Origin of the sequence: Bifidobacterium avesanii, assembly GCF_009299475.1 — a bacterium.
Taxonomy (GTDB): Bacteria; Actinomycetota; Actinomycetes; order Actinomycetales; family Bifidobacteriaceae; genus Bifidobacterium; species Bifidobacterium avesanii.
On sequence record NZ_WBSN01000005.1, the window covers coordinates 124,748 to 146,123 of the forward strand.

General features: G+C 70.1%; 18 protein-coding genes and 2 tRNA genes. 7 read left to right on the forward strand and 13 right to left on the reverse strand.

Annotated elements, in window-relative coordinates; translation table 11 throughout:
• Position 1: 1 nt before the first annotated feature.
• Positions 2-877, reverse strand: coding sequence for a pyridoxal 5'-phosphate synthase lyase subunit PdxS (pdxS, locus tag DSM100685_RS04375; RefSeq protein ID WP_152350137.1), 876 nt, complete (start codon positions 875-877; stop codon positions 2-4).
• A 307-nt stretch (positions 878-1,184) separates the two neighbouring features.
• Between pdxS and DSM100685_RS04380 the strand changes: the two genes are divergently transcribed.
• From DSM100685_RS04380 to DSM100685_RS04395, 4 genes are all read left to right on the forward strand, one after another.
• A complete protein-coding gene (locus DSM100685_RS04380; RefSeq protein ID WP_152350138.1) occupies positions 1,185-2,081 on the forward strand; it encodes a bifunctional hydroxymethylpyrimidine kinase/phosphomethylpyrimidine kinase in 897 nt (298 codons plus the stop codon).
• Between the two features lie 289 nt (positions 2,082-2,370).
• A complete protein-coding gene (locus DSM100685_RS04385) occupies positions 2,371-2,775 on the forward strand; it encodes a YraN family protein (RefSeq protein ID WP_420837373.1) in 405 nt (134 codons plus the stop codon).
• The gene (locus DSM100685_RS04390; RefSeq protein ID WP_152350140.1) at positions 2,775-4,331 is read left to right on the forward strand and encodes a YifB family Mg chelatase-like AAA ATPase; all 1,557 of its coding nucleotides are present in this window, start codon (positions 2,775-2,777) and stop codon (positions 4,329-4,331) included. The genes DSM100685_RS04385 and DSM100685_RS04390 overlap by 1 nt, the downstream gene beginning before the upstream one ends.
• Positions 4,328-6,004, forward strand: a complete 1,677-nt coding sequence (locus DSM100685_RS04395; RefSeq protein ID WP_239512642.1) for a DNA-processing protein DprA — start codon at positions 4,328-4,330, stop codon at positions 6,002-6,004. The genes DSM100685_RS04390 and DSM100685_RS04395 overlap by 4 nt, the downstream gene beginning before the upstream one ends.
• Here the strand turns inward: DSM100685_RS04395 and DSM100685_RS04400 are convergent.
• Positions 5,928-6,275, reverse strand: coding sequence for an MGMT family protein (locus DSM100685_RS04400; RefSeq protein WP_163200924.1), 348 nt, complete (start codon positions 6,273-6,275; stop codon positions 5,928-5,930). The genes DSM100685_RS04395 and DSM100685_RS04400 overlap by 77 nt on opposite strands.
• 71 nt (positions 6,276-6,346) lie before the next feature.
• Here DSM100685_RS04400 and DSM100685_RS04405 point away from each other — a divergent pair, with 71 nt between their 5' ends.
• The 3 genes from DSM100685_RS04405 (at position 6,347) to DSM100685_RS04415 (ending at position 10,013) form a co-directional block, all read left to right on the forward strand.
• On the forward strand, positions 6,347-8,290 hold the full coding sequence (locus DSM100685_RS04405; RefSeq protein ID WP_152350141.1) for an FAD-binding protein: 1,944 nt from the start codon (positions 6,347-6,349) through the stop codon (positions 8,288-8,290).
• Between the two features lie 109 nt (positions 8,291-8,399).
• Positions 8,400-9,281, forward strand: coding sequence for a succinate dehydrogenase/fumarate reductase iron-sulfur subunit (locus DSM100685_RS04410; protein ID WP_152350142.1), 882 nt, complete (start codon positions 8,400-8,402; stop codon positions 9,279-9,281).
• 60 nt (positions 9,282-9,341) lie between these two features.
• Positions 9,342-10,013 carry an O-methyltransferase gene (locus DSM100685_RS04415; RefSeq protein ID WP_152350143.1) on the forward strand — a complete coding sequence of 224 codons (672 nt, stop codon included), beginning with the start codon at positions 9,342-9,344 and terminating at the stop codon, positions 10,011-10,013.
• A 92-nt stretch (positions 10,014-10,105) separates the two neighbouring features.
• On the opposite strand, the gene DSM100685_RS04420 is transcribed toward DSM100685_RS04415, so the two are convergent.
• The 11 genes from DSM100685_RS04420 to DSM100685_RS04470 form a co-directional block, all read right to left on the reverse strand.
• Entirely contained in the window at positions 10,106-11,059 is a 954-nt protein-coding gene (locus DSM100685_RS04420) for an LOG family protein (protein WP_152350144.1), read from the reverse strand.
• Between the two features lie 186 nt (positions 11,060-11,245).
• Entirely contained in the window at positions 11,246-12,682 is a 1,437-nt protein-coding gene (locus tag DSM100685_RS04425; protein WP_152350179.1) for a Na+/H+ antiporter NhaA, read from the reverse strand.
• A gap of 247 nt (positions 12,683-12,929) precedes the next feature.
• A tRNA-Arg gene (locus DSM100685_RS04430) sits at positions 12,930-13,003 on the reverse strand.
• 69 nt (positions 13,004-13,072) lie between these two features.
• Positions 13,073-13,146, reverse strand: a tRNA-Arg gene (locus DSM100685_RS04435).
• A 117-nt stretch (positions 13,147-13,263) separates the two neighbouring features.
• Positions 13,264-14,778 (reverse strand): ATP-dependent Clp protease ATP-binding subunit ClpX, encoded by a 1,515-nt coding sequence (clpX, locus tag DSM100685_RS04440; protein WP_152350145.1) that lies wholly within the window; start codon positions 14,776-14,778, stop codon positions 13,264-13,266.
• A 138-nt stretch (positions 14,779-14,916) separates the two neighbouring features.
• Positions 14,917-15,564: an ATP-dependent Clp protease proteolytic subunit gene (locus tag DSM100685_RS04445; protein WP_152350146.1), complete on the reverse strand. Its 648-nt coding sequence runs from the start codon at positions 15,562-15,564 to the stop codon at positions 14,917-14,919.
• A 20-nt stretch (positions 15,565-15,584) separates the two neighbouring features.
• Positions 15,585-16,187, reverse strand: a complete 603-nt coding sequence (locus DSM100685_RS04450; protein ID WP_152350180.1) for an ATP-dependent Clp protease proteolytic subunit — start codon at positions 16,185-16,187, stop codon at positions 15,585-15,587.
• 142 nt (positions 16,188-16,329) lie between these two features.
• Complete coding sequence (locus DSM100685_RS04455) at positions 16,330-17,742, reverse strand: chloride channel protein (RefSeq protein WP_152350147.1); 1,413 nt, start codon at positions 17,740-17,742, stop codon at positions 16,330-16,332.
• A 132-nt stretch (positions 17,743-17,874) separates the two neighbouring features.
• Positions 17,875-19,260 (reverse strand): trigger factor, encoded by a 1,386-nt coding sequence (tig, locus tag DSM100685_RS04460; RefSeq protein WP_152350148.1) that lies wholly within the window; start codon positions 19,258-19,260, stop codon positions 17,875-17,877.
• Positions 19,261-19,311: 51 nt separating this feature from the next.
• Positions 19,312-20,598 (reverse strand): HRDC domain-containing protein, encoded by a 1,287-nt coding sequence (locus tag DSM100685_RS04465; RefSeq protein WP_152350149.1) that lies wholly within the window; start codon positions 20,596-20,598, stop codon positions 19,312-19,314.
• 36 nt (positions 20,599-20,634) lie between these two features.
• A complete protein-coding gene (locus DSM100685_RS04470; protein WP_152350150.1) occupies positions 20,635-21,336 on the reverse strand; it encodes a DUF3000 family protein in 702 nt (233 codons plus the stop codon).
• Positions 21,337-21,376 lie beyond the last annotated feature (40 nt).

Consider the following 21,376-nt stretch of genomic DNA (forward strand, 5'->3'; position numbering starts at 1 on the left):
CTCACTCCCCGCGGGCGGCCATGATGGTCTGGATCTCGTCCTCGTTGATGCCCACCATGGCCTCGCCGAGGTTGGCGGACAGCTTGGCGAGCAGGTCGGCGTCGCGCCAGTTGGCGGTGGCCTGCACGATCGCGGCCGCGCGCTTGGCCGGATCGCCGGACTTGAAGATGCCGGAGCCCACGAACACGCCCTCGGCGCCAAGCTCCATCATGAGGGCCGCGTCGGCCGGGGTGGCCACGCCGCCGGCGGCGAAGTTGACGACGGGCAGGCGGCCGTTGTCGTGCACGTACTTGGCGAGGTCGTAGGGCACGGCGAGCTGCTTGGCCGCCTCATAGACCTCGTCGTCGCGCAGGCCCGCGAGCTCGCGGATCTGCTTGTTCATGGTGCGCATGTGGCGCACGGCCTGGATCACGTCGCCGGTGCCGGGCTCGCCCTTGGTGCGGATCATGGCCGCGCCCTCCGCGATGCGGCGCAGCGCCTCGCCGAGGTTCTTGGCGCCGCACACGAACGGCACGTCGAACTGGTTCTTGTCGATGTGGTACACGTCGTCCGCCGGAGAGAGCACCTCGGACTCGTCGATGTAGTCGATGTCGATGGCCTGCAGGATGCGCGCCTCGGCGATGTGGCCGATGCGCACCTTGGCCATGACGGGGATGGAGACGGCCTCCTGAATGCCGCGGATCATGGCCGGGTCGCTCATGCGCGAGACGCCGCCGGCGGCGCGGATGTCCGCGGGGATGCGCTCGAGCGCCATGACCGCGCAGGCGCCGGCGTCCTCGGCCACGCGCGCCTGCTCGGGGGTGGTGACGTCCATGATCACGCCGCCCTTGAGCATCTGCGCAAGATTCCTGTTGAGTTCCGCCCTGTTTTCAGCCATATCCGTTCCCTTCGTTCGCGGCCGACGCCATGAGGCTGTGAGTTTTCAGTGCATATGCTACGGGTTCGGATCGCGCGCCCGGCCTGCCGGTTCCGCGATGCGCCGTCCCTCCGCCGCCGGCCCCGGACGGCGCCTCGCGCGATTCGCACGCCGATCGCGTCGGCGGGTTTCAGTCCCCTCGCGCCCGGCCCGGATGCGTGCGGTTTTCGCAAGTCGTCCGCCGCACCACGCCACCCTCACACGGATTGTGAAGATTTCGTGACCGTGATGGCCGCGATGGTTCGGCGTGTCGCTAAAGTCGTGACTCATGAGCCAAGACGTGAAGCTGTATTCAAGGGATCCGCGCTACATTCCGCGCGTGGCCGCCGTGCACGACATGTGCGGCTACGGCACCTGTTCGCTCACCGCGGCGATCGCGATCCTCTCGGCGTGCGGCTGCGACGCGTGCCCGGTGCCCACCGCGCTGTTCTCCGCGCACACGCTGTTCCCCGTCTACACGTTCCACGACACCACCCCCATGCTCGACGGCTACCTCGACGCGTGGCGACGGGAGGGCGTGGCGCTCGACGGCGTCTACTCCGGCTTTCTGGGCAACGCCGCGCAGGTGGCCGTGATCGAGCGCCTGTACCGGGACTACCCCGCGGCGCTGCGGCTCGTGGACCCGGTGATGGGCGACGACGGCGAGCTCTACCCCACGTACACGCCCGACTTGTGCCGCGCGATGGGCCGCCTCGCCGCCGGCGCGGACGTGCTCATGCCGAACCTCACCGAGGCGGCCATCCTCACCGGGCGCGACTACCCGGGCCAGAACCTCGACGAGGGCGCGGTGGCCGACTGGCTGGACGCGCTGCTCGGCTTGGGCGCGCGCAACGTGGTGCTCAAGGGCGTGGACCGCGGCGACGGCATGATCCGCAACTACGTGGCCGGGGCGTCCGGCGGCGGGGCGGACGGACGCGTGGAGATCGCGCACCGGCGCATGCCGTTCATGGCCCCCGGCACCGGCGACGTGTTCGCCTCCGCCCTGTGCGGCGGCGTGATGGCGGGGCTCGGGCTCGCGCAGGCGGCGCGCGTGGCCGGCGAGTTCGTGCGCTCGGCCATGGAGCACACGCCCGACCAGCCCGGCCACGAGCTGCGCGGCGTGAGCTTCGAACTGAGCCTCGGCGAACTCGTCGCGGCGCTGCGCCGGCAATCGCCGGCCGACTGACCCGCGAGCCGGGCCGCCGGGGAGCCGCGCAGTCGAATCCGCGCGGTCGAATCCGCACGGCACATTCGTCCACAGGCGCGCGTCCGTCCACCGTTCCGTCCACCGCGGGCGGCGCGACACGCGCGAAACACCCCGACCGGGGGCCACGTCCGCGCACATGCCCCGCTCCGGATTGCGGCGACGGCCCGCCGGATGCTCCACTGGAGGCATGAACACAGCAACGCACATCATCTCCGCACACGTCCTTCCCAAATCATCCGCATCATCCGCATCATCCGCGACGCCGCTCATCGCCCCGATCGACGCCGCGGCGCTCGATCTGGTCCGCGGCCGGCTCACGCCCCGCCAGCTCGGCCGCGCCGGCGAACGCTACGCCGCGCTGTGGCTCGAGGAGCAGGGCTGGCGCATCCTCGACCGCAACTGGCGGTCGCGCTACGGCGAACTGGACCTCATCGCCCTCGATCCGCGCGGCGAGATCGTCTTCGTGGAGGTCAAGACCCGCCGCTCCTCCATGCAGGGCTCCCCGCAGGAGGCCGTGGACCGGCGCAAGCAGTCGGCCCTGCGCCGGGCCGCCATGGAGTGGCTGCTGGACGACGCCCACTACGTGCCGCATCAGGGCACCCGCTTCGACGTGATCGCCGTCCGGGTCGCGTCGTCGGGCCCGCAGACCACCCACATTCCGGGGGCGTTCTGATGGCCATAGGAACCGCAAGCTCCATCGGCCTGCTCGGTCTTCAGGCCTTCCGCATCCAGATGCAGGCGTACATCAGCCCGGGCCTGCCGTACTTCTCCATCATCGGGCTGCCGGACGCCTCCCTGAGCGAGGCCCGCGAGCGCGTCAAATCGGCGTGCATGGCCTGCGGCTTCCGCTGGCCGGAGACCCGCGTGACCGTCAACCTCTCCCCCGCCTCGAAGCCCAAGCACGGCTCCTCGCACGACCTGGCCATCGCGGCCAGCGTGCTCGCCGCGGGACGCATGATCCCGCACGACTGCATGGAACACGCGCTGGCGCTCGGCGAACTCAATCTGGACGGCACGGTGCTGCCGATCAACGGCATCTTGCCCATGCTGCTGTGCGCGCGGGAGAACGGGATCACGCGCGCGTTCGTGCCGTACGCGAACCTGGACGAGGCCGCGCTGGTCGGCGACGTGGAGGTGACCGGCGTGCGGCATCTGGGCGAGCTCATCGAGCGCATGGGCGGCAAGCCCAAATACCGGCTGGACGCCGACCATCTGCCGCGGCACCTCATCGAGCCGGAGCTCAATCCGCAGGTCAACCCGAACGCCGCGGCCGACCGGTCCGGTCTGGACATGTCCCAGGTGATCGGGCAGGCCAACGCGAAATGGGCGCTGGAGGTCGCGGCGGCGGGCAACCACCACATGGTCATGGTCGGCCCTCCCGGCTCGGGCAAGACCATGCTGGCCACGCGGCTGCCGGGCATCATGCCGCCGCTGAGCGAGCGCGAACAGCTCGAGGTCGCGTCCATCCGCTCCCTGTGCGGCACGCTGCCCCTGTACGGCATCCGCGACGTGCCGCCGTTCGAGGCGCCGCACCACACGGCCACCACCGCGTCGCTGATCGGCGGGGGCAGCGGCGTCGCCCAGCCGGGGGCCATCACCCGCGCGCACCGCGGCGTGCTGTTCATGGACGAGGCCCCGGAGTTCCAGCCGCGCACGCTGCAGTCCCTCAGGGAACCGCTGGAGACCGGGTGCGTGGCGGTGGCGCGCATCCGGGGCACCGCGTATTACCCGGCGCGCTTCCTGCTGGTCATGGCCGCGAACCCGTGCCCGTGCGGCTTCTCCCACACCGGCAACGGTTCGCAGTGCCGGTGCACGGAACGCGAGCGGTCCCGCTACTGGAACCGGCTGTCCGGGCCGATTCTGGACCGCATCGACATCCAGATCAACGTGCCGCCGGTCTCCACGCTCACGGCGGACGCGGGCGAGGCGCGCGAGTCGAGCGCCGACATCCGGCGGCGGGTGATCCAGGCGAGGGCCGCCGCGCGCGACCGGTACGCCGAGCAGGGGTGGGCGTCGAACGCCGAGGCGAGCGGGCAGTGGCTGCGGCGCAACACGTCCGCGAGAGCGACCGAGAAGGTGAACGCGGCGCTCGACCGGCAGACCCTGAGCCTGAGGGGCGCGGACCGCGCGCTGCGGCTCGCGTGGACGATCGCGGACCTCGCCGGCCGGACGAGCCCGAACGAGCGGGACGTGGAGACCGGCATCCAGCTGAGGACGCATCTGGCATGAGCGGCGCGAACGGCATGGAGAGCAGCATGGAGCCCATGGGTGACGACGCGCTGGCACGCGCGGCGCTCGCGCATTGCATGGACGGCCCCGACCCCCTCATGTACGCGGCGCACCGGGGCGCGCCGGACGCGATGGCGCTCGTGGATGCGTTGGCCGACCGCCGCGCATCGCGCAGGGACGCCGACCCCGACGACGCGGCGTCGCGCGGCGCGGGCGGGGACTTGGAGGGCATGTTCCTGACGGGCGCCGCGAAGTGGGGGCACCGCGCCACCGCGCAGGATGTGGGGCGGTTCCGCTCGGCCGTGGACCGGTGGATGCGGCGGCTCGACTCGCTGCCGTCGCTGCGGGCCGACGACCTGCGGGCCCTGTTCACCCGCGACGGGTCGATGTGGGTGATCGCCCCGGGGCATCCGTGCTGGCCGGAGCAGCTCGAGGACCTGTCCGTCAAGGCCGATTGGGCGGCGCCGCTGTGCCTGTGGGGGCAGGGCGATCCGGCGGCGCTCACGAGCTGCGAGGCGCCGATCGCCGTGGTCGGTTCGCGCGGCGCCAACGACTACGGGCGCACGGTCGCGCGCGACGTGGCGGCGCACGCGGCGCTGAGGGGCCATCTCATCGTCTCCGGCGGCGCGTACGGGGTGGACGCGGCGGCCCACTGGGGCGCGATCGCCGCGGCCGAACGGTACCCGTCCCGCGCGGGGCGCACGGTCGCCGTGTTCGCGGGCGGGCTCGACCACATCGGCCCGCAGCGCAACCACGAGATGTTCCAGCGCATCCTCGACGCCTCGGGCGCGCTGGTGAGCGAGATGAGCCCGGACACCATTCCGGAGGCGCGGCGGTTCCTGCTGCGCAACCGGATCATCGCGGGGCTCGCGCGCGTGGTGGTCGTGGCGCAGGCAAGGCACCGGTCGGGCGCGCTCAACACGGCGAGCTGGGCCGCGGACCTCAACCGCGAGGTGTACGCGGCGCCCGGCGAGATCATGCAGCCGTCGAACACGGGCTGCAACATGCTCATCCACGAGAACCGCGCGATCATCCTCGTGGACTGCGAGGACGTGACCGAATTGTGCCATCCGGACCATCAGCCGCGCGAGCCGCGCACCGAACCGGAGTTCAGCCCGCAGTTCAATCCGCAGTCCGGTCCGCAGCCCGCGCCGGAGCCCGCGGATGCCTCCGGCGCGCGGAGCGGGCGCGACGGACACGGCGGACATGACGGACGCGGCGGACGCATGCCGCAGGCGCAGGCACCCACGCAGCAGCAGCCGCAGCCCGCGCTGCTCGCCGCGGACGAGGTGCCCGCCGCCACGCCGTCGATCAAACGCCGTCTGGGCCGCGGGAAGACGCCCTCCGGCGCCGCTCCGGACACCCGGCCCAGACAGGCGCCTCCCGAGCCCGACGACGGCCAGCGCATGGTGCTCGCGGCCATCCGTTCCTGCCGCAGACGCGGCGTGCATGCCGGCGAGGACGCGATCGGCGCCGCCCTGCGCGACGCGCTCCCCCGCAATGCGGACCGCACGCCGTTCAACGCCGCGTGGATCGCCCGTCAGCTGGGATCGATGGAGCTGGCCGGACTGGCGGAGCGGGACGGGACCGGCGCGTTCAGGCCCGCCACTGGCACGCGTCCAAGTCCACCCGCCAGCCGTCCGCCCCGGCCGGCTCCCCCGAACCGGGTTTGAACCGCACGCCCTCCTCCTCGAGCAGGGCCCGCTGGCGCTCCGGACCGCCGAACGCGAACCCGGGCGCCAGCGAGCCGTCGCGGAACACCACGCGGTGGCACGGGATCACGCCCGGCTCCGGATTGGCGTGCAGCGCGAACCCCACGAACCGCGCCGACCGCGGGGCACCGGCCAATGCCGCGACCTGCCCGTAGGTGGCCACCGAGCCGGCGGGGATGCGGCGCACCACGTCGTACACGCGCGCGTTGAAGGATGCCTTGTTCTGCGTCATGCCTCCATTATGGTTCCCGCCGCGGTTCGCGCACGCCGCCCTCGTCCGGGCTTGTCCCGAGAATCAGGGGTATGAGTCCGAAGCAGTTGGAAGATATGTATGACGCCGTGATCGTGGGCGCCGGCGCGGCGGGGCTGTCCGCGGCGCTGGGCCTGTTGCGCTCCGATCACATCCGCGAGCTGAAGGGGCAGGGGCTGGACCCGAGGATCCTCGTGATCTCGAAGCTCCAGCCGCTGCGTTCGCACACCGGTTCGGCGGAGGGCGGCATCGCGGCGAGCCTCGGCAACATCGACCATGACGACTGGCACTGGCACTACTACGACACCGTCAAGGGCGGCGACTGGCTGGTCGATCAGGACGCGGCGGCGCTGCTCGCCCGCGAGGCGCCGGCCACGGTGATCCGTCTCGAGCACGACGGCGTGGCGTTCTCGCGCACCGGGGACGGGCACATCGCGCAGCGCCGCTTCGGCGGGCACACGGCGGAATTCGGCGGCGAGCCGGTGAAACGCGCCGCGTACGCCGCGGACCGCATCGGCCACCAGATCCTGCACAGCCTGTGGCAGCAGTGCGTGGCGCAGGGCGTCCAGTTCGCCGAGGAATGGTACGTGACCGACTTGGTGCTGGACGAATCCAAGTCGCGCGCGGCCGGCGTGGTCGCCTACGACACGCATTCCGGCGCCGTGCACGCGGTGCACGCGCGCAACGTGCTCATCGCCACCGGAGGGGCGGGCAGGCTGTTCCGCACCACATCCAATTCCTGGGATCTCACCGGCGACGGCATGGCGCTGGCGCTGGCCGCCGGCCTGCAGCTCGAGGACGTGGAGTTCGTGCAGTTCCATCCCACGGGTCTGGCGCACACGGGCATCCTGCTGTCGGAGGCGGCCCGCGCGGAGGGCGGCGTGCTGAGGAACGCGGACGGCGAGGCGTTCATGGCCCGCTATGCGCCGGGGCACGCGGATCTGGCGGCGCGCGACGTGGTGAGCCGCTCGATCATGGCCGAGGTGGACGCCGGCCGAGGCGTGGCGGACCCGAAGGACCCGGACGGCCCGAAGGACTGCGTGTGGCTGGACATGACCGGCATCGACAGGGACCACATGGAGGCCGTGCTGCCGCAGGTGGTCGAGACGATCCGCGACTACGCGAACATCGATCCGGCCACGCAGTACGTGCCGGTCAAGCCGACCGCCCACTACACCATGGGCGGCGTGCCGATCACCACCGACGGCGAGGTGTACCGCTGGATCCAGTCCGGCGACGACCCGGCGGACGGCCGGCGCGACGTGGTGGAGGGCCTGTACGCGGCCGGCGAATGCTCGTGCGTGAGCGTGCACGGCGCCAACCGTCTGGGCGGCAACTCCCTGCTCGACGCCTGTCTGTTCGGCACCCGGGCCGGCGAGGCCATCGCCGCGCGCGTGGCCGACGCCCCGGTGGCGCAGGTCGAGCTCGAGGGCGGGGACCCGGCCGACGACGAGTACGCGCCGCTGGTGGACGCGGCGGCCAAGGCGCGCGAGGACGAGGCCAAAACGCTGCTCGCCGGAAGCACGGACAACACGGACGATACTGACGACGCAGACGCGACGCCCGACGACAACCCGTACCGTCTGCTCGCCGATCTGGGCGCCGCGATGGAACGCGCGGTGGCCGTGCGATGCACCGCCGAAACGATCGGGACCGCGCTGGCGACGCTGCGCGACGAGCTCGAACCGCGCGCCGACGCGCTGCGCGCGCACGACGGAACGCCCGCCTTCAATCAGGAGATCACGGCCATCTGGGAGGCGCGCCACCTCGTCGCCCTCGCCGAGGCCGTGCTCAAGGCATCCGACTCCCGCACCGAATCGCGCGGCTCGCTGCGCAGGCTCGACTTCCCGCAGCGCGACGACAAGCGCTTCCTCGCGCACTCCATGATCGAACTGTGCGGCGAGGCGAACCCGGACGAGTCGGACGCGTCCCGGCACAGCGTCGGCTGGCAGCCGGTGCACATCGTCGACTACCCGCCCAAGGCCCGCGCCTACTGATTTGCCACGGCCGCAAGCCGCCGTTTCGCCGCTGACGGTGGCTTGTGGCACACTGGATACCCGAGAAAAGCAGCGGGCGACCCCGACGACGGCAGCAAGGAGCGGCGTGATGAGCAATGAGAACGACATGGTCAGCGTGACCCTGCGCGTGCATCGCTTCACACCGCGCGCCGAACGCGAGCGCCGCCACGGCTCGAACCCGTTCGCGCGCAAGTCGTCCCCGTTCGGCGATTCCGGCGCGCGCCGACGCCCGCGCGGCAAGCAGTGGACGCAGGACTACACGCTCACCGTCCGTCCCGAGGACACCGTGCTCGACTGTCTGCTGACCGTCAAGCGCACGTTGGATCCCACGCTCGCCTTCCGCTATTCGTGCGGCCACGGCATGTGCGGCTCGGACGCGGTGGCGATCAACGGCACGCCGACGCTGCTGTGCACGGCCCCCGTGCACGCGTGGATCAGGAACGACGGCTTCCGCCGCACCGGCGAGGAGGGCGAACCCGGGGAAACAGCCGCGGACGGCGGCGTGATCGAGCTGTCCCCGCTGCCCGGCTTCCCCGTGCAGCGCGACCTCATCGCGGACATCGACCCGATGCTCGACCAGATCCGCAAGCTCAAGCCGTACCTTGAGGCCAAGGGCGAGCTCAGGACCACCGCGGACGGCAAGGTCAACGTGTTCGAATACCTGCAAAGCCCCGCGGAGCTGGCCAAATACGAGACGCTCACCAACTGCATCGCGTGCGGCGTGTGCGAGGGTTCCTGCCCGGTGTTCGCCGGCGGCGACGCGTTCATCGGACCCGCGGCGCTCATCGCCGCCTCCCGCTTCGTCAACGATTCGCGCGACGGGAGGACCATGGACCGCTTGGACGCCATCGACACGGAGGACGGCGTGGCCGCGTGCCAGTCGGTGCGCGCCTGCGGACGCCAGTGCCCGCGCGGCATCGACGTCGGCGAGGAGATGTGGCAGATCATCGCGAAGGTGCGCGAACGCTGACGCCCGCCAAGGGGCGACCACCGCGGCACTGACGAACATCGAACCGGTATTGTAGGGGCTATGAACAAGACTTCGTACACCAATCTGGCCAAGGCGTGGGAGCTCGCCGAGGACACGGCCTTCGCCCGGCAGTCGGACCGGCTGCACGCGCTGCGGCTCAACGCCGAGGAGACGGGCTTCCCGCAGGGCTCGGCGTCGCAGGCCGATTTCCTGCGCATGCTCGTGCGTTTGACCGGCGCGCGCTCCATCATCATGGTCGGCACGTGCAACGCGGTCGAGACGTACCAGCTGGTCGCCGGGCTCGCCGGCGGCGGGCAGCTCACCGCGGTGGACTCCTCCCCCGAGGGCACCACGCTCATCCGCCGCATGTTCGCCCAGCTGGACAACGAGACCGACACGACCCTGCGCATGGTCAACGTGGCGGCTAGCCAGTTCCTGCCCAGGCTCAACGCCTCGGACTACGACCTCATCGTGGTGGCCGGTGACGCCGGCAACTACGCGCCCGCCTACCGTCAGGCCGTGCGCCTGCTGCGCGAGGGCGGCGCGCTCGTCTTCACCGACGCGTTCGCCTTCGCCGGCGCGAACGCCAACGGCGGCCTGCTCAACCCCGCCGACCGCAGCGACAAGGCCGTCGAGCTGCGCACCCTGCTGGACACCGTCGCCGCCGACGAGGAGTTCGACACGACCCTCGCGCCCGTCGGCACCGGGCTCATGCTCAGCATCAAGCGGTAGGCGCGGCCACGCTCATATGTTTCCGCGTCATTCCTTGCGGGGCCGAGGGATCCTTTCTGCCCCGCAAGGAATGACGCCCGCAGCCCCGCCCCTCAGGACTTGCGGATGGCGCTCAACGCCACGTCCACGGCCTCGTCGGGATCGTCGGTGATCGCCACGAGGTTCGGGTCGAGCGCGGAGATCATGCCGTGTTCGCGCACGGTGGTGGACAGCCACGCGAACAGGCCCTTCCAGTATTCCGAATCGTAGAGCACCACGGGCATGGTGGCGACCTTGTGGGTCTGGACCATGGTGAGCACCTCGAACATCTCGTCGAGCGTGCCGAAGCCGCCCGGGCAGATGATCACGCCGGACGAGTACTTGAGGAACATGGTCTTGCGCACGAAGAAGTAGCGGAACGTCATGCCCAAGTTCACCCATGCGTTGAGGCCCTGTTCGTGCGGCAGTTCGATGCCGAGGCCCACCGACTTGCCGCCGGCGAGCGCCGCTCCCCTGTTGACCGCCTCCATGATGCCCGGGCCGCCGCCGGTGATCACCGCGACGCCGGCCTTGGCGATGCGCTTGCCCATGTGTCGCGCCGCCTTGTAGGCCGGGTCGGTGCGCGGTGTGCGGGCCGAGCCGAACACGCTGACGGCCGGTCCCAGTTCGGCGAGCGCGCCGAAGCCGTCCACGAACTCGGATTGGATGCGCAGCACGCGCCACGGGTCCATGTGCAGCCAGTCGGCGGACTGGTCGGCGGCGAGCAGGTTGGCGGTGGTGTTGTCCTTGGGCACCATGGAGCCGCGCAGCAGCACCGGGCCGCGGTAGTAGGCCTCGCCCAGCGGGGATGCGCCGGACGCCGGCCCCGCGCCCGTGCCGGCGCCCGCACGGCCGCCAGCCGCCGAGCCGCCGTCCTCCCCCGCGGCGCCCTGCACGGGGCTTGTGGCGCCGGATCCCGCCGCGGACGGCTCGTCGGGCCTCACCAGCGCCGTGGCGAGCTCCTCAAGCTTGTTGTCCGCCGTCGCCGCGCCCTTCGCGGCCCCCTTCTTCTTGCCTTTCTTGGCCATATTCCATTGCTCCTTTCCGCTGTTCATCCATCATCGCACGCACATGCTGATTTCTGCCCCAACGCCTCGGCAAAGAGTCGCTCCAAACGGTATGCATGCAACGCCGTTCCGCCGTTTTCGGGAATGCATCGCACGGTGATGAACGGCATGTTAGGTCAGAAATCGACAGACGGCCCCCATACGGGCTTATTGGCGCTTGGACCGGTCCTCATGGAACCGTTCGCGGAACCGTTCGAGGGTTTCCGGGGTGAACGCGGGCATGCTCATGGTGACCGTGCCGTCGTCCAGCTGTCCCTCGCGCTCCTGCGGGGCAACGGCTGCGGGCGCATGCGCCGCCTTGGGCCCGGCCGCGGCGGCCGCCTCGTAGCGCCGGGACTGCGCGTGCAGCAGCACGCCGGACACCGCGGCGGCGAGCAGCGAGGCGACGAGCACCCCGAAGCGGCTTTCCGCGGACAGTTCGGTGTCCGCATAGGCGAGCGAGGCGATGAGGAACGAGACGGTGAAGCCGATGCCGCAGGCGCAGGCCGCCGGGAACAGGTCGCGCACGGCGAGCCCCTTGGCGAGCTTCAGCCCGAACACGCGCGTGGTGAGCCACGCGGTGAGCATGACGCCGGTGGGTTTGCCCACCACGAGCGCCGCGGTGATGCCCACGACGACCGGCGAGACCATGAGCGCCGGGGTGAGCTCGCTGAAGCGCACGCCGGTGGCGAACAGGGCGAAGATCGGCAGGGCGACGAGCGCGGACAGCGGCTGCAACTTGTGGTGGTAGCGATGGGCGCGCGGCGACTTCTCGCCGAACATCTCGCGCGACGGGGTGAGCAGGCCCACCAGCACGCCTGCCAGCGTGGGGTGCACGCCGGCCTCGAACATCATCACCCACGCCAGCAGACCCACGACCGCGGCAAGCAGCCACGGCACGCGGCGGCGGCGCACGAGCCACGCCCACGCGGCCGCGGCGAGGGCGATGCCGATGAACCAGTACCACGCGTTGAGCGAGGAGAAGAACACGGCGATGAGGATGATGGCCAGCAGGTCGTCCACGGTGGCGAGGGTCATGAGGAACGCGCGGATCGAGCCGGGCAGCGCCTTGGCGAACAGGGCGAGCACCGCGAGCGAGAACGCGATGTCCGTGGCGGTGGGCACGGCCCAGCCCTGCGCGATGGTCGCATAGTCGAACACCTGCCCGGAGGCGATGGTCTGGAAGCCGGGTCCCGGCGGCGCGTACTCGGAGTACAGCCATGTGACGCCGAGGAACAGCACCGGGGGCACGAGCATGCCGCCCACCGCGCACAGCATGGGCACGGCCGCCGCCTTCGGGTTGGCGAGCGAGCCGGTGGTGAGCTCCTGCTTGAGGTCCAGCCCCACCACGAGGAAGAACGCGGTGAGCAGCCCGTCCTGCGCCCAATGGCCGATGGGCAGGTCGATGTTGGTGTGCGGGATGCCGACGTGCGTCTCCGCGATGTGGCCGAACAGGTCCGCGGTGACCGGCAGGTTGGCGAGCACCAGCCCGAGGAAGGCAAATCCGAGCATGATGAGGCCGGAGATGCGGTCCGATGCCGCGATGTGCCTGACCGCGGTCCAGAAGCCACCGCGCCGATTCCGTCGATTCCCCTTGCCCGACATGTTGCCCACCTGCAATTCCGTTCCCACCGTTTGCATGAATTCGGGAACATGTTGATTGTAACGGCCCCTTGCGGACGACCGGCGCCCGATCGCACGCAGCGCCCACGAGCCGGGCAACTCATTCCGGGAGCCGGACGGGAGGCGGCGAGGCGGTCGGCGCCGCGCCGCCGCCGGCACGACGGCCGTACAGCATGACGGCCGGAAATTGGAAAAGCCCTCGCGTCCATGCGGAGGCGAGGGCTTCAAGTGCGCCAGACAGGATTCGAACCTGCGACCTGCTGATCCGTAGTCAGCTGCTCTAATCCGCTGGGCTACTGGCGCATGCTACCGTTTCAAGGAGATAGCTCCCTTCATGAAAGAACCCGGCCCTTTCAGGCCGAGACCTTCACGTGCGCCAGACAGGATTCGAACCTGCGACCTGCTGATCCGTAGTCAGCTGCTCTAATCCGCTGGGCTACTGGCGCATGTTGCCCGTCAAAGCAGTCCTTCCGAAGAAGTGCTTGCTTCAGGCAACTCGAATATGTTACCGCTCTTGCCGGATTTGTCCAAACGTCGGCATGTCGCGCGGAATTCCAACGTTTTCAGACATCCAAACCGGCTTCATCCTCGTCACCGAAATCACGGAAATCATGAAACTCGCCGGCGTCGTCCGTGTCGGCGCCCGTCACGCCGGCATCCTCCGCATCCGCGTCCCCCACGCCGTCGCCGGCAACGTCGTCGCCCTCCCCCGTCGGATCAACCGCCGGGTCGGCCGCCGGCACGCCCAAGGAACCCGCATCGCCGTCCGCGACCAGCTTCGGCTCGCCGCGCCCCATCACCGCGTCCTCGTCCACGACCACGCGCGTCACGCCGTGCATGTCCGGCAGGCGGAACATGGTGTCCTCGAGAGTCTTCTCGATGATCGAGCGCAGCCCGCGCGCGCCGGTCCCCTGGCTGATCGCCGTGTCCGCGATGGCCCGCGCGGCGCCGTCGGTGAAGACCAGATCCACGCCGTCCACGGCGAACAGCTTGCGGTACTGCTTGGTGAGCGCGTTGGACGGCTCGGTGAGGATGGCCGCGAGGTCGTCGGCGGTGAGGTCCCTGAGCACGCTGATCACCGGCAGGCGGCCGATGAACTCGGGCAGCAGGCCGAACTCCGCGAGGTCGTCGGCGTTGGCCTGCGCGAGCAGCTCGTGGTCGTCGATCTCGCGGTCGTGCCACGAGGCGCCGAAGCCGCTTTCGTGCCGGCCCAGCCGCGTGGCCACGATGTCCGCGAGCCCTACGAACGCGCCGCCGCAGATGAACAGGATGTCGCGCGTGTCGAGCTGCACGGTCTCCTGCTCCTTGTGCTTGCGCGTGCCGTCCACGGGCACGGAGGCGACCGTGCCTTCGAGGATCTTCAAAAGCGCCTGCTGCACGCCCTCGCCGGACACATCGCGCGTGATGGACGTGTTCTCGCCGCTCTTGCGCGCGATCTTGTCGATCTCGTCGATGTACACAATCCCGTGGCGGGCGCGGTCCACGTCCCCGTCCGCGGCCGCGAGCAGGCGCTGCAACACGGTCTCCACGTCGTCGCCCACGTAGCCGGCCTCCGTGAGGGTGGTGGCATCGGTGATGACGAACGGCACGTGCATCACGCGGGCGAGCGTCTGGGCGAGGTACGTCTTGCCCACGCCGGTCGGGCCCATGAGCAGGATGTTCGACTTGGCGACCTCCACGTCCGCCAGCGGGTCGGCCGGCGTCCCCTCCCCGCCGGGGGCCGAGGACGGAACCGCCTCCGAGGCCTGCCGGGCGAGCTTCTGCGAGGCGTCCATGAGCTCCATGTTCACGCGCTTGTAGTGGTTGTACACGGCCACGGCGAGCGTGCGCTTGGCGGCCTCCTGCCCCACGATGTAGCGGTTGAGGTAGGTGAAGATCTCATGCGGCCTGGGCAGGTCGAGCGCGTTCCGGCGGGCGTCGTCGGCGCGCGCGTCGGAGATGATTTGGACGCACAGCGCAATGCATTCGTCGCAGATCGCGCAGTTCGGCCCCGTGACGAGCTTCTGCACCTCGCGCTCGGACTTGCCGCAGAATTCGCAGCGCGGCGAATCCTCGTTGTAGCTGATCACCCGCCCCATGGCGTTCTCCTCCCTTGCAGACGCGGTCCCCGATACGCCGCAGCCCGCATTCCCCACAGTACTGCATGAAGCCGCACTGCGCGGGAACGCGGGCTGCGAAGCGCATCGCGTGTCCGGCCGGACGCCGGATCCGGCACGTTACTTGCGGTGCTCGAGCACCTCGTCGACGATGCCGTATTCCTTGGCCTGCGGGGCCGTGAGGATGGTGTCGACCTCGATGTCCTTGCGGATCTTCTCGGGATCCTGGCCAGTGTGCTTGGCGAGCGTGTTCTCGAGCCATTCGCGCAGGCGGATCATTTCCTTGGCCTGCAGCTCGATCTCGGTGGCCTTGCCGAAGTCCTGGCCCATGGCGGGCTGGTGGATGAGCACGCGGGCGTTCGGCAGCATGAGGCGCTTGCCGTGCGCGCCGGCAGCCAGCAGGATCGCGGCGGCGGAGGCGGCCTGGCCGAGGCACACGGTGGCCACGTCCGGCTTGATGTACTGCATGGTGTCGTAGATAGCGGTCATGGCCGTCATGGAGCCGCCGGGCGAGTTGATGTACACCGTCACATCGCGGTTCGGATCCTGCGACTCGAGCACCAGCAACTGGGCCATGATGTCGTCGGCGGAGGTGTCGTCCACCTGCACGCCCATGAAGACGATGCGGTCCTCGAACAGGCGGGTGTACGGGTCCTGGCGCTTGTAGCCGTACGGGGTCTTCTCCTCGAACTGCGGCAGGATGTAGCGGGCCTGCGGGCCGGCCAGACGCTGGGCGCGGGCCACGAAACGGGCTTCTTCGCTTGCCATGATGTGTTTGCTCCTTCCCGTCAGGCGTTCTCGCCGTTGTGCTGCGCGGCGCTCATCGAGCCGGCGTTGGTGACGAGTTTGTCCACGAAGCCGTACTCGAGCGCCTGCTGCGCGGTGTACCAGTGGTCGTATTCGTTGTCGCGGTAGATCTCCTCCACCGTGTGGCCGGTCTGCTCGGCCGTGAGCTCGGCCATGGTGCGCTTCATGTCCATGATGAGCTCGGCGTTGATGCGCACGTCGGTCGTGGTGCCGCCCACGCCGCCGGACGGCTGGTGCATGAGCACGCGGGCGTGCGAGGTGAGGAAGCGCTTGCCCTTGGTGCCGGAGCTCAGCAGGAACTGGCCCATGGAGGCGCACATGCCCAGGCCCACGGTGGCCACGTCCGGCTCGATGAGCTGCATGGTGTCGTAGATGGCCATGCCGGCGGTGATCGAGCCGCCGGGCGAGTTGATGTACAGCCAGATGTCCTTCTTCGGGTCCTCGGCCGCGAGCATGAGCATCTGGGCGCAGATGCGGTTGGCCATCGCGTCGGCCACCTCCTCGCCGAGCCAGATGATGCGGTCCTTCAAAAGACGGTTGAAAATCGGATCCATGGGACCCGCGGGGGCGTCCTCGCCGGCCATCATGGGCAGGGTTGCAAAATCGCTCACCTTGTCTCCTTCATACATTGCACAAACACCGTCCATCCTACCGACTCCAACCGACGCGCGTCCCGGTTTCGCCCGTCTTTCGGCTCCCCGCGCAACGGCCGGCCCGCTCGGCGGCCTACTTGGCCGCCCGCTTGTCCGCCCGCCTGCCCATCCGCCCGACCATGAACGAGGAGACGAGCGCGGAGACGGCCACGGCCAGTCCGACCGGCACGAAGAACGCGATCGGCGCCCCGCTGAGCTCCATGACCAGGCACGTGGCCATGAGCGGGGCCTGCTGGGAGGCGGACAGCAGCGCCGCGGCGCCGATCAGCGCGCAGGCGGCCACCGAATCCGAGGGGAACGCGAACAGCCACATGAGGCCCAGCATCGCGCCCAGCGTGGAGCCGAGGGCGATGCCCGGCTGGAGCACGCCGCCGGAGGCCCCGGAGCGGATCGTGAGCAGCGTGACCACGGCCTTGGCGGCGAACGCGAGCGCCAGCACGCCGAGCATGGCCCACACGTGCGCCCGCGTGGAGGCGGCGCCCGCGTTGACCGCGAGCCCGGCGTCCGTCCCGGCGAGCAGCGTCCATGGCGAGGCGGCAGCGGATTCGGCCGACTGGACCGCGCCGGAGGAGCCGGCCGCGTCGGACAGGAAGGTGCTGAACCCGAGCTGGGCGGCGGCGCGCCCGTTGCCCATCACCTCGGGCACGAAGACCGCGACCGCGGCGGTGGCGAGGCCGGCCAGCGGCATCCGCCACAGGATGGCCCGCCCCTTGGGCTTGTGCGATTCGGCCCACGCGGAGCCCCTGCGGAACAGCGCGCCGGCCACGCCGCACGCCGCGCCGCACAGCAGTGCGAAGAGCATGAGGCTCGGCGTCGACTCCGGCTGCATGGCGGTGATGTCGTAGAACGTGTGGCGGCCCTTGATGGCGGAGGCCGTGAACGCGGCGACGGCGGACATACCGAGGCCGAAGGCGACCTTCTCGATCGTCACGTCCGCCAGCAGGATCTCCACGGCGAAGAACATGCCGGCCAGCGGCGCGTCGTACACGCCGCCCAGGCCCGCGCCCGCGGCGACGGCGACCACCGTGCGCCGGTCGAGGCCGTGCTCCCCGTCGATGCGCAACAGGTCGCAGAAGCGCTGGGCCAGCATCGCGCCGAGTTCGCGCGGGGCGACCTCGCGGCCGATCGACGCGCCGGAGCCCACGATGAAGATCTGCAGCGCCACGTGGACCACGGTCTGCCACACGGGCATGCGGTCGCCCGCCACGGCCCTCTTGACCGACGGCACCTTGGCGGTCCTGCCGCGCAGCAGGTACCACGCGACGCCGGCAATCGCGAGCCCGGCGACCACCGACAGGCCCCTGCGCACGGCGGGCACGGCGAACGGCCCGGGCTGACCCGACCCCTCGACGTAGCCGAGCATCACGCGCTCGACGCCGTACAGCAGCAGTGTGAGCAGGCCCGCGCCCGCGCCGATCAGCGCGCCGAGCACGGCGATCGCCGCCGCGATCCAGCCCAGACGTTTGACGTCAACGTTCCGTTCCATGTTCGTTCCTCCACGCGATCGGGATGATGCCCGGACAAAAGCAGAGCCCGGAACCACTCGGGTCCCGGGCTCGTTGCCTGTACTTACGCGACCGATGCGGGCCGCGTGCTAGACGCGTACGGCCTCACCGGCTCACTCGGCGTCGGCGGCCTTGTCGTCCTTGTTGGCGATCTCGTCGGCCACGGCGGCAGCGGCGGAGGCGGCCTCGACGGACTGCTCCTCCTCTTCCTCGGCGGCCTCGCCCAGGAACTTGGACAGGTCAAGGGCGTTGCCCTCGGTGTCCTTGAAGGTCACGGCCTTCATGCCGGCGACCATGCCCTTGGAGCGGCCGACTTCCTGCACGGCGGAGCCGATCTGGCCGTTCTGGATGATGGCCTGGATGAAGCGGTTCGGGTCCATGCCGTACTGCTGGGCGATGGAGGCGAGGAACTGGAAGACCTCGTTCTGGGAGACCTTCACGTCCATCTTCTCGGCGAGGACGTCGAGCACGATCTGGTCGCGCAGTTCCTTCTCGACGGTCTCCTCGGCTTCCTTCTTCTGCTCGTCGGTGGCCTTGGCCGGGTCGGCGGTCACGTTCTTGAGCTGCTGCTCGATCATCTCCTTCTTCACGCCCTTCGGCAGCGGGATCTCGAGACCCTCCTGCAGCTTGGCGATGAAGGCGTCGCGGGCGTCGGTGGCCTGACGGGCCTCGAGGTCCGCCTCGCACTGCTTGCGCACGTCGGCCTTGAGCTCGTCGAGCGTGTCGAACTCGGAGGCCTCCTGGGCGAAGTCGTCGTTGAGCTCCGGGAGCTCCTCGGCCTTCACGGAGTTGACCTTCACCTTGACCTGGGCCTTCTCGCCCTCGTGGTCGCCGCCCTGCAGGGTGGACTCGAAGGTGGTCTCCTCGCCGGCGGACAGGCCCTCGAGGGCCTCGTCGATGCCGTCGAGCATGGTGCCGGAACCGAGCTCGTAGCTCACGCCCTCCTGGGAGTCGACGGTCTCGCCGTCGATGGAGGCGGTCAGGTCGATGTTGGCGAAGTCGCCCTTGGCGGCCGGGCGGTCCACGCCGACCAGGGTGCCGAAGCGCTGGCGCAGGTTCTCGAGGCGCTTATCCACGTCCTCGTCGGATACGGCGGGCTTGGCGACCTCGATCTCGAGGCCGTTGAGCTCCGGGAGCTCAACGTCGGGACGACGCTCGACGGTGGCCACGAACTTGAGCTTGGTCTCGTCCTTGGCGGAGGCCGGCACGTCCTGCACGTCGATCTCCGGCTGGGCCATCGGGTGGATCTTCTTCTCCTCGAGGGCCTTGGAGTACAGCTCCGGGACCGCGGAGTTCACGGCCTCGCCGGCGACGGCGCCGAAGCCGATGCGCTGGTCGATGATCTTGCCGGGCACGTGGCCCTTGCGGAAGCCGGGGACGTTGACCTGCTTGCCGATCTCCTTGCGGGCGGCGTCGAGGTACGGGTTGAACTCCTCCGGGTCAACGGTGACGGTGAGCTTCACCTTGGTCGGCTCGAGGTTACGAACGCTGATTTTCACGTTTATGCTCCAATATTCTTGAAACCATACAGTTCTGCCAAAAGGCAACCGTTACATAATAGCGCGGGTCACGGACGCTGCGATCAGACCGACCTGCCAGCGCCTTGCGCCCTGCCCGGCGAGGAACTCCGCCACGTCGCGCGACGCCGGTTCGTCGGTCCAGCACAGGTTGCGGATGTACTGCGGCTTGACGATGACGTCGGCCGGGGTGCGCGTGTCCTCGGCGATCTGGTTGATCACCCTGCGCGCCGCCTGCAGGCGGGCGTAGCGCTCGGGGTGGCGGTCCTCCCAGTAGCGCATGGAGCGCGGGGCGTTGCCCTCGTCGGACGCGGGGGGCGGCGGCACGGGCCAGTCGTCGGGCTTGAGGGCCAGCGCCTCGCCGATCGCGTCCTTCCACACGGAGGGCTTGACCTCGCGCTGGATGGGCGCGTACCGCTCGAACATCTTGTCCTGCTCGCTGCCGGTGTGGACGCGCACGCGCTCGTTGAGCGAGCGGATGGCGCGGAATTCGCGGGCGTTGCGCGGCTTTTTGACCGCCGCCTCGATGATCGACGCATCGGCGAGCAGCAGGTTCGGGGAGATGTCGTACCGGCGGGCGATCTCGTCGCGCCGGGTCCACAGGGCGCGGGCGACCGCAAGGCCCCGCCGGTCGCGGGCGAGCACGTTGATGCGCGAGATGTGCCGCCACGGCTGGGGCGAACGCTCCCGCGGGGCCATGCCCTTGGCGAGCAGGTACGCGAACTCCTCGCGCGCCCAGCCGTCCTTGCCCTGCCGCCTGAGCTCGGCGGTCATGCGGTCCTCCAGCTCGATGAGCAGCTCCACGTCCAGCGCCGCGTAGTTGCGCCAGTCGCGCGGCAGTGGACGGTACGACCAGTCGGCGGCGGAATGCTCCTTGGCGAGCGTGAGCCCCAGGAAGTGCTCGGTGACGGCGGCCAGCCCGAAGCGGTGCAGGCCGAGCATGCGCGCGGCCATTTCGGTGTCGAACAGGGCCTTGGGGCGCATGCCCAGATCCGCGAAGCCGGGCAGGTCCTGAAGCGAGTCGTGCAGGATCCACGCCGAGTCGCCCACCGCGAGGTTGAAGTCGTCCCAGCTGCCGCCCTCGGCGGCCACGGCGATGGGGTCGACGAGCGCGATGCCCGCGCCTTCGCGCTTGAACTGCACGAGCCAGTCCTCGTGCCCGTAGCGGAAGCCGGACGCGCGCTCGGCGTCGGCGGCCACGGACCCCGTGCCCTGTGCGAAACGTTGGATCACGCGGCGGAATGCGTCGAGCGTGTCGGTCAGCTCGGGCACTCCCCCGCGCGGTTCGGCCAGCAGACGAGGCTCATCGGCTGCGTTCACGGCGGCGGCTCCTTCACGGACGGTCTTGCGACCGGATCATTCAACGACGATTGAGGATGCGAACCGCGCCCAGGCGGCGACGTGCGCGCCGGCGTCGGCATCCTGCGTCTCCATGGTGGCAGGTGTCCATGACACCCGTATCTCCAGGGAGCAGTCGTCGATGTGGGGTCCGTGATCGGCCGGATAGCGCGCGTTGCTGGCTACGGTGACCGTGCCGTCGAGGCTGCCGGGCAGGGCGAGCGGCTGCAGTACGTCCATCACGCCGTCCCATGCCATGTCCGCGGCGAGCGCGTGGTTGGCGTGGGTGTCGGAGGGGCCGGAATCCATCGGCATGGCCAGCAGGGCGACGCACCGCCAGCGGGAGCGCCACGCGGGGTTGGGACGGCGGTCGTGGAGCACCATGATCCAGCCGGAGCGCCGGCCTTCGCCGCACGCGATCTCCACGCCGATGCCGTAGTCGCACAGGCCGGAGGGCACGGGGATTTCGCGGTAGGACACGCCTTCGACGCGCGGCATGGCCTTGACCGACGCCACCGCCGCAAGCACGTCGGCGGGAACGCCCGCGGGAACATCCGTGGGCACGCCGGCGGACGCCTCCGAGGGCGCATTCGCCGGTGCGTTGGCCGGCGCGTTGGCCGGTACGGCGTCGGCGGCCCGGGGCACGGGCGCCGCATCGCGCCGCATGTCCTCCAAGTCAGCCGGGACGTCCGCACCCGGAAACCGAAAGATGCTGGCCATGATTCAAGGCTACGCGGTGCGCCGGGCGAATCCGCGCATT